This is a genomic window from Ureibacillus massiliensis 4400831 = CIP 108448 = CCUG 49529 (genome assembly GCF_000772965.1).
Classification (GTDB): Bacteria; Bacillota; Bacilli; order Bacillales_A; family Planococcaceae; genus Ureibacillus; species Ureibacillus massiliensis.
This window is the reverse complement of record NZ_JPVQ01000080.1, coordinates 1-6,163: the sequence shown is the minus strand read 5'-3', so window position 1 is coordinate 6,163 and position 6,163 is coordinate 1. Positions and strand designations below refer to the sequence as shown.

Genomic DNA, 6,163 nt, shown 5'->3' with positions numbered 1-6,163 from the left:
TTCGGGAGAAGGTGATTTTCATTCACCAACGTTATAAATTGTACAACCTTTAAATTTTTTAAATAGAATTTTTAAGAAATATTTTTCATTTTTTTATTATGCCATAAAAATGGTAAATATAAGATGGTAAACAAAACTAACGCAATCCCTTCCAAAGATAAGATATACCAAGGATAATCTCCGAAGTAGTCTAAAGCAGAACTAGTTGCTGGCTTTCTGGATAAGAACATATAATTTCCACCAGTAATGATGTTTGCAACAAATGCAATTAATGCAGCCATATGAAGAAAAACAAAGGATTTGAAGATTGAAATGAAGGAAATTGTATATTTTTTTATCCATACATAGAAAAGACAAACCCAAATGATTAAGATATGATTAATAAAAAAATGAAGGAATCGAAAATGTGGGAAATTATAAAATAACTCTGGCGTGAAAATCGCTTGAAGAGCACCTGCAATTCCAATAAAAAATACAATTTCAAAGGTAGTTTTATTATTAGTTAGAAGAAGTATTATGCATAGAATCAGACTAATTGAACAAAGTTGAAGCGGGAGAGCATGGGATGCAGCCCACAGATTATTGGTAATAAGCCAAATATGATAACCTATTTCTAATAATAAAATAATGGACACAAAGAAAATTCTTGTGAATGTTTCATTTATTTTTTTACGGAAAATAAATAAAAGAATAATTCCTAAAAAGAAAAGAAAAATACTAATAAGATGTACCGTGGAAAAACGAACAAATGGATTTTTTTCTGTTGAAGTCTCAAATATCATTTCCCACACATTATCACCTCTTCGATAAATAAATATGTTTTACTTTCTTGAACATGAATTTAAATTACATCAAGCAGTAAAACATCGAGGTGAATTAAAATTTTTGCGAAATATTATTTTTTATGAAAATCGATGGAAGGTGATAAAAATATGTTTTGGAAGAGGATTTAAATACTAGAAAAGGCAGTTGATTTGTACCTTTTCTAGTATAATAAAGATATTAAGAATTTTCGTTTTGTTGTCCAATTTCTTTACTAGTAATAAAATCTATATTTGCTTCTTCAAGTTCTTTATGTCCATCAACAGAATTTCCAGCTATATTTTTTAAATTTGGAAATCTAGAACCATTTTCAATCGTTATTTTATGTTCTTTTGGTGAAGTTGTTAAATACTTTTCTTCTTTTTCCAAGCTTCATCACTCCTTATTTAGAAGTGTTTGCTATTGAATATAAACTTATACGCTTAAAGATTTTATATGATTTATTCTAAAAGAGGTAATTTCATTTAAAGATAATTAGTATTTCTTTACTATTACAAATCAAAAATTCAAGAGCGTGTTTAATTATGCAACAATTACAGTTTGAAACATCTTGGGACAAAACATTAGCTGCTTCAGATCGGCTATATATTGAACAAATTTTTAATGAAACAAAAATTAAAAATAACGCGGAATTTCTATGCTCCACTATACGTGAAGCAACTAACTATAAAGAAGAATTACTAGTAACAGTATTAGTACATAATTTTTCGGAACAAAGTCTCTTGTTTATTAACACAAAATTACGTTACAGTATTCAAGGGGAATTCATTGCTGAAAAGTTATTTACTATACCAGGACTTATTATTCCGCCTCATATAAGTGTTCCATGGACATTTATATTTCCAAAAGATACTTTTCTTAAGAAGAGTTCTTACAATAATGGTTGTTTAGAAATACTATAAGGTTCAAGAATTCGATAGAGTACGATATCTCCATAAACCGTTAAGTAGGGGAAAGCCACCTTAGAAAATACAGGTTGATTTTATCTGTGAGTGGCTAATAGGTAGTTTTATCTTATACTTGAAAAAAAAGGAATGATAATAGTAACCAGAGCTAAGATAAAGACAGCAATCGACCCTACTTTATTTTTATCCTTCCAAAGTGTGAGAGCAAATCCTATAGTGTAAAGAAATATTAAAAAAACAAGAATCCATAAGATTATTGTCATTTTTAATCCCTCACTTCTTCGAAATTCGGAATTTCACTTTGTTGCCCAAAATTACCAAAATTAACCTCTACTTTAATGTTAACCTCCATACTAGGATAGGTATTCATCCAGTCAAATTCTCTATATTCAGGAAGTGTTGCAAACTGTTTTCTGGCAATTATCGACCAACCAAATGGTTCACCTTTAAATTCTTCTTGTGTTCTTTTTACTAAAGCGGTGATTTTATCTGTTATTTCCTTTTCAATGCTTTTTTTTAGAATTCCTCTTTTTTCAGAATCGTTTACATAATCTACCATACTGTGCTGTGTCATAATATCCATGTAAATTGGTATTGATACGTCTACTGAAGGAGAATTATTTTTTAAATCCATTTTGACGTGAATATTCTCCTTATTGAGTATTCGACTGGTTATTTTATACTTTTCATTAAAAGGATCTGTATAAGTAGTGTATATAACACCCATTTTTAATGTGTTGTTTAAGAGGATAGCCAATCGTGTTTCTTCACCGTTCAGTTTTCCAATCATTTTTCCTTCTTTGAAAATGGCTGAACCAATGAACTGGACCTGATTTGTTTCTCCTTGTATATCCATTTTACCTGCTATAAATTCATCTTCAGTACCATCTCCTCCTTGTGATATCTCGCTTGTTCCATATATTACCAAATAAAGATCTCCATCAGCCTCTGTTACTCTGTAATAAGAATTTAAATTCGATTTTGGAATTAGTCCTGATTTGTTAGCAGATTCTAATATTAAATCAAAGTATTTATGAATTTTTGTTTCTAATTGAGGGCGATTATTTTGAAAGAAAGTATCAATACTTTCTTTTACTACAATTAATGGAACATTTCGTTTTATTTCATACTCTTTGGATAGGTCGTACATCCATCGTAAAGTCCTATCTTCCTTAGCAAATTCCTCAGAAATAATCACTGCTCTTAGAAGATTGTATGAAACTTCCTTTGCAATAACAGAATTAGCCTTATTTTTGGCAACAATTACATCATTCGCTTGGAAGGAAATTGTTTCTAAAGCAGGCTCATTGGTTCCGGCTTCTTTTTTTGAAAGCTCTGGGTTTGTAATAAGAAATGTGACTTGAATTTTATTTTCATCTTCACTTTTTCCCAACCCTAAAGCTACAACATATGCTCTTTCATCTATAGCGATTTGATCCCAGCAAGCACTTAAAAAGGGGATAAACAAGAGCAAACAAAAAAATTTACTTATATTATGTTTTACCATTTTTAAATTCTCCCTTTAATTTTGCTGTTATCCATAAAATAACAGGTAAAACTAAAATAAACGGTGTGATTGTACGTAAAAAGCCTTCTCTAAGTTGAACTACGGAATATGTTACAGATTCTGGTATTAAACCAGCAAAAACGATAATTGTAGATATTGTAGGAACAATGTACTCAAATTGTTTTATTTTAAAAGTAGCCCCGAATAGAAGAGCACTTAAATATAAATAAAAAGTAATTCTAATAAACGAAGATACTAACCAAAATGGGTAGAAAAGTAACTCGGAATTGGTTAAAAAACCTAATTGAATATATCGAATTGTTTCATGGAAGGGATATTCAATTATTTTAATACCATAAAAATCAAATAACATCACATATCCAATTAGTGCAAGTGTAAATTCGATAGTTACAATGATTAATGCAATCCATACTCCTTTATTTAAGACTTTATTATCTTTTACTTTTGAGGCAATAAAAAATAAAAAAATAAACTCAGTAAAAATCGAGGAGTGATAATAACTCTCTTCCATTAATACCCAAACCCCTTCACCAAGGAGGGGGAATAAAAAATTAATTTCACCTTGGATAAATGTAAATGCTAGGATAAACAGTAACGTAATTTTTATTAAAAATAGAGACATCCAGGAACTAGAACCAATTGACTCTATACCTTTTTTAGCTCCATAAGCGGATACAGTTATTAATAAAATTGAAATTACTATATAAGGTGTGTTGTTAAAGTAAAGGGTTTTGATAATGTCTGAATAGATCGCTGTATTATAAAATAACGCATAGGTTTGCATAAACCAACAAATAAATAGAACAAGCCATCCTAAATATTTTCCAAATAGGTGTAGTATGATATCAGTTAAATTTTTTTCCGGATATAAGCTACACAGTTTTGTTAATAAAAGAACGGGAATTAAGGTTATAAGACTTATAAGAATAATTGAAATCCAAGCGGCGTTTCCTAGTTCTTCATATAAGGTTTTTGGTGTATTATCAGCTACTTTTGTTCCAACGGTTAGTAAAATAATTGCAAGAAACTCTTTCAGTCCTATTTTTCCTTGAGAATTATCCATGCTTCCCACCCTAACCGTTATTCTTCTTTTTTTGTGTATCCTGAGTTTTTAAATATCCTGGTCTGTAAATTTCCTTTTTTAGCAATTTTCTAAAAATGGTATCTTTAGAAGAAATATATTTTGGTGTCATAGGAGCTAAATAAGGTACTCCAAAAGAGCGATATGTTACTAGGTAAAATAGACCGCAAGTTAACAAGGCAACAATTCCGAAAAATCCAAAAATCGCAGCTGCGAAAATAAAAAGAAATCTTGTTAATCGAATTGAAAAATTTAAGCTGACGTCACCAACTGCAAAAGAGCATAACCCACTAAGAGCTACAATGATTACAACAAGAGGGCTAACAATATTCGCTTCTACTGCTGCTTGACCAAGTATTAAAGCCCCAACTATTCCTATTGTTGACCCGATTGGATTAGGTACTCGTAACCCAGCTTCTCTAATCAACTCAAACGCAATTTCCATCAATAAGATTTCGATAATTGATGGAAAGGGAATACTTTCACGGGTTGCAGAAATTGCCAATAATAAATCGGCAGGAATCATTTCAACATGGTAATTGGTCGCAGCAATATAGATGGATGACACAAACAACGTTATAATTAATGCAAGGAACCGCAATGCACGTATAAAATTCCCAAATATAAATCGTAAATAATGATCTTCAGGATTATGGAAAAATGACCAAAATGTAGCTGGTAATATTAAAGATTCAGGTGAATTGTTCATCAATAAAACAATGTATCCATCTTCTAAAAATGAGGCAGTACGGTCTGGTCTTTCAGTATTTAAAATGGTTGGAAAAAATGATTTATTTTTATCTTCGATATACTCTTCTAGTACTGAAAGATTTTGTATTGCATTAACATCCAACTTGTTTATTCGTTTTTTAACTTCTTTTAACAATTGGTCATTTACTAAATCCTTCAAATATACAATATATAATTCATTATTCGATCTTTTTGAGATGGTTACAGACTCAAAAATTAGATTTTCGTTCCTAATTTTCTTTCTTAATAGTGAAATATTTGTTTCTACATCTTCATTAAATGCTTCTTTTGGTCCTTTTAGTGAAACCTCGTTTATTGCTTTTTCAACACTTCTACCACTAAATTTACTAGTACTAAAAAGGTAGGCATAAGTTTCACCATCTATAAATAATGCGGCATTCCCGTTATTAATATCTTTTGTTACATCCTCTATTATTGTATAAGTATTGTTTAATTGAGCTAAGCAAATATTTTCAATAGTTTTATTTGACTCATTGTTTAACAGCAGTGGCTTTATAATCTCTTCTTCAATTTTCTTTGTATCTGAAATAGTCCTTATAGAAAGTACAGCTGCATGTTTATCTAATCCTTGAATAAAGAAAGTTCTTATATTTATATCTGAATTAAATGAAACGGAATAAAGGTAATTAAAAATTCCAATTGTATTTTTTAAATTGGAGTCGATTGTTTTAGTTTTTAAAATATTTTCTTCCACGGTAATACCAACTCCACTTTTTCCATATATTATTCCTCATTTAAAGGGTAATTATAACCGATTAAAAATATACTTATTAGTAATATGTATGATTAGAGGTATAAACGAATATTGAGAGGGAACGGTGGGGGACAATAACAATTGATTGTGATTCATATGGTTAAATATAGAATAGGCCGTGAAAGTGAGTAAGAATAATTGAATAATTCCAAAAGAAAATCCTAGAAGCAAAGATTGTATAACCTAAGCATCCAGGATTATTTGACATTTATTTTTTTAGGTAAACAAGGCTATTCAACTATTGTTGAAATTTGTGAGTATTGCGGAGCGTTTGAGCCAGCAGTGCGGAACTTTATACCACC

6 protein-coding genes are annotated in these 6,163 nt (G+C 30.0%); 1 reads left to right on the top strand and 5 read right to left on the bottom strand.

Annotated features, from left to right (window positions below; all coding sequences use genetic code 11):
* Positions 1–71: 71 nt before the first annotated feature.
* Entirely contained in the window at positions 72–782 is a 711-nt protein-coding gene (locus CD30_RS18515) for a YwaF family protein (protein WP_036180454.1), read from the bottom strand.
* A 220-nt stretch (positions 783–1,002) separates the two neighbouring features.
* Positions 1,003–1,191: a hypothetical protein gene (locus tag CD30_RS18510; protein WP_036180450.1), complete on the bottom strand. Its 189-nt coding sequence runs from the start codon at positions 1,189–1,191 to the stop codon at positions 1,003–1,005.
* A gap of 155 nt (positions 1,192–1,346) precedes the next feature.
* Between CD30_RS18510 and CD30_RS18505 the strand changes: the two genes are divergently transcribed.
* Positions 1,347–1,724, top strand: coding sequence for an SLAP domain-containing protein (locus CD30_RS18505; RefSeq protein ID WP_036180447.1), 378 nt, complete (start codon positions 1,347–1,349; stop codon positions 1,722–1,724).
* A gap of 268 nt (positions 1,725–1,992) precedes the next feature.
* Here the strand turns inward: CD30_RS18505 and CD30_RS18500 are convergent, their stop codons facing one another.
* From CD30_RS18500 to CD30_RS18490, 3 genes are read right to left on the bottom strand one after another with little or no spacing between them, the layout of a single operon-like run.
* A complete protein-coding gene (locus CD30_RS18500; protein WP_036180444.1) occupies positions 1,993–3,234 on the bottom strand; it encodes a Ger(x)C family spore germination protein in 1,242 nt (413 codons plus the stop codon).
* Positions 3,221–4,318, bottom strand: coding sequence for a GerAB/ArcD/ProY family transporter (locus tag CD30_RS18495; RefSeq protein WP_036180441.1), 1,098 nt, complete (start codon positions 4,316–4,318; stop codon positions 3,221–3,223). The genes CD30_RS18500 and CD30_RS18495 overlap by 14 nt, the downstream gene beginning before the upstream one ends.
* 10 nt (positions 4,319–4,328) lie before the next feature.
* Entirely contained in the window at positions 4,329–5,801 is a 1,473-nt protein-coding gene (locus tag CD30_RS18490) for a spore germination protein (RefSeq protein WP_084078067.1), read from the bottom strand.
* Positions 5,802–6,163 lie beyond the last annotated feature (362 nt).

What these genes read in the sequence shown, in the direction of transcription:
- CD30_RS18515 (WP_036180454.1), bottom strand. Translation starts at nt 782, where the DNA reads ATGATATTTGAGACTTCAACAGAAAAAAATCCATTTGTTCGTTTTTCC.
- CD30_RS18505 (WP_036180447.1), top strand. Translation starts at nt 1,347, where the DNA reads ATGCAACAATTACAGTTTGAAACATCTTGGGACAAAACATTAGCTGCT.
- CD30_RS18500 (WP_036180444.1), bottom strand. Translation starts at nt 3,234, where the DNA reads ATGGTAAAACATAATATAAGTAAATTTTTTTGTTTGCTCTTGTTTATC.
- CD30_RS18495 (WP_036180441.1), bottom strand. Translation starts at nt 4,318, where the DNA reads ATGGATAATTCTCAAGGAAAAATAGGACTGAAAGAGTTTCTTGCAATT.